The sequence below is a fragment of the Nocardioides sp. Z13_37 genome (assembly GCF_058355585.1).
On sequence record NZ_JBZGDV010000019.1, the window covers coordinates 1 to 2274 of the forward strand.

At 62.0% G+C, this 2274-nt stretch carries 2 protein-coding genes and 1 pseudogene; all 3 read left to right on the forward strand.

Features of this window, described 5'->3' with window-relative positions; genetic code table 11:
• Positions 1-215 precede the first annotated feature (215 nt).
• The 3 genes and pseudogenes from AC4H2S_RS21125 (at position 216) to AC4H2S_RS21135 (ending at position 1807) form a co-directional block, all read left to right on the forward strand.
• The gene (locus AC4H2S_RS21125; protein WP_491498957.1) at positions 216-1100 is read left to right on the forward strand and encodes a pentapeptide repeat-containing protein; all 885 of its coding nucleotides are present in this window, start codon (positions 216-218) and stop codon (positions 1098-1100) included.
• Positions 1097-1228, forward strand: a pseudogene (locus AC4H2S_RS21130) (nucleotidyltransferase domain-containing protein); the annotation flags it as partial. The gene AC4H2S_RS21125 and the pseudogene AC4H2S_RS21130, both read left to right, overlap by 4 nt.
• 90 nt (positions 1229-1318) lie before the next feature.
• Positions 1319-1807, forward strand: coding sequence for a hypothetical protein (locus AC4H2S_RS21135; RefSeq protein ID WP_491498958.1), 489 nt, complete (start codon positions 1319-1321; stop codon positions 1805-1807).
• Positions 1808-2274 lie beyond the last annotated feature (467 nt).

Genomic DNA, 2274 nt, shown 5'->3' on the forward strand with positions numbered 1-2274 from the left:
CACGGCAGACTAGAACCCACAACAGGTGGCCTCGTTTTCCACCGTCGGATCGGCCCCAGATTCGAGCGTTGCCGACAACCCCGTCGACGGGTCGACTGGCAGTCCTGCAAACGGAACTGCGTGACGTCCTCGAGGTGTTGACTGAACAGGGAACCGCTGGTTGGCAGGTACACAGCCGACATGTCGCGGGCTGTCATTCGTGATATTCACTACCCGTGGACGCGTTTGCATTCGGCCGGACTCCAGAGACGCTGGGCGCGCCCTTCCAAGGTAACGGCGTCCTGATCGCGGGCCAGCTTGCTGACGACAGCGCGATTGACAAGCCCAATTTCGCCAACAGCACGTTCGCGAACGTCAGTTTCCTCCGGGCCAAGGTGGCAGGCGGCACGTTTCGCAATTGCGTCTTCATCGAGTGCTACTTCCGGAAGGGCGAGTTCAGGGATACGACCTTCGTCGGGTGCAAGTTCATCAACTGCAACTTCACCCACGTATCCATTCGCGACTGCGACTTTCGCTACGCGGAGTTTCGCGGCGCGGCACCTCCGTTCCAGCAGATGCTGCACTCCGCCCCACAACAGGCGAACCTGCGGAACGAGCTCTTCGATGGTCTCGCTCGCGTGGCGGAGACGGCGGGCAACGCGACGGAAGCGCGCCGATACAGAGTGGCCGCGATTGACGCACTCGATCTCCACCTCCGGGCGGCCGTCCGCGGAGATTCCGCCTGGTATCGCGAGCACTTCGACCTGGTGGGCAGAGCTCAGGCCGTCTTCCGGCTCGGATGGCACCGTCTCAACCGTCTCTTGTGGGGGCACGGCGAGTCGGCCTGGCGCCTCCTCTCGAGCGCCGCTCTTGCCGCGCTCCTCATTTTTCCGGTCCTGTTTCTGGCGCTTCAGTCGGGCGTCGTGCTTCCAGACGGACAGGCTCTAGCCAGCGACTACCTGTGGCTGTCTCTGAGCAACTTCCTTCTTCTCGACCGCATCTCTGCTGCTGAGCTGACAACCTGGCCCACGCAAGCATTGGCGGCGGTCGAAGCGCTGCTCGGGGTTGTTTTCGCAGGCATGTACGTGACCCTCCTCGTCAAAGCGTTGCTCCGACGATGACGGGACGCTCGGCTAGTTCCCAAGCGACAGACACGGTGCCCGCCGCAACCGAGATCTGGGTGTACGGATCGGTTGCTCGTGGCACCTATTCGCACTCCAGTGATTTGGACGTGCTGGTTGTCGCCGATACTGACCCAGATCCGTCACTCGTACGGACAAGCATCGCGGCACTTCCGCAAGCGCAGCATCTCTCCGTGCGACGGTACTCTTGGCATGAGGTGGCGGAGATGGCCGGCTACGGGTCCCTCTTCCTTCTGCACCTCAAACTCGAAGGGCGGCAGTTGCACGCGACGGAGGCTGCCGAGGGGCTGACTGACCTGCTGGCCACGCTCCCGCGGTATCAGAACGATCTACGCGACATCCGTGGCTTCGCTCAAGCACTAGAGGACGTCCGCTGGGCGTTGGCTGACGCGCTGGACGAGGACGACATCCTCTTTGAACTTGGTGCGATCGCAACTGTGATCCGGCACTGCAGCATTCTCGCTTGCTACAAGCTCGACACCCCCCAGTTTCAGATGGCCGACTCGATTAGAGTCTCGTTCGCCGCTGTCGCGATGTCGGAGTTCACAGAGGCTGCTATTGAGCTCTACCGCTTCCGGCTCGCGACAGCCAGACAGATACCTACGGCAACGAAACCGAGCCTGAGCGCGGCGAACCTCTGGCTTGGGCGGGCGGAAACCTTTGTGGAGAGAGTGAGCAACCTGTGACGACTTCTGTCAACCATGCTCTCCGTCGTATCGATAAGGTCTTGGCTTCCGACTTCGATCCGGAGACTGCCTATCCGCTACGCGCCCGGTTGGGTCGTGCCACGCTGAGCGCCTCACGTGCCGCTACGGACCTTGCCCAGAGCGCAGCAGCTTGGAACCTAATCAATCGCCTGGACGCTGCTACCAAGCACATCATGCAGCCGAGCGAACCCTTCGATGCGCACTGGAGAGAACAATGGGCTGAAGTGCTTGACGATCTGCGCGCCCTTCGGTCGCTACTTCAACCACCAACTGATGCGGCGCCTGACCTCACGTAGCAACCGTTTCTGACCGAGCGTGCCTGCGAGGACGCGCTGCCGCGCAGGTCGGCGTGAGTGTGACACGCCCCATTCCGGCTCCCCTTTGTTGTCAACCGGTGGTCTGCGGGGTCCTCGGCCCGGCAGTCTTCCGCGAGCGTTGATGCGGTT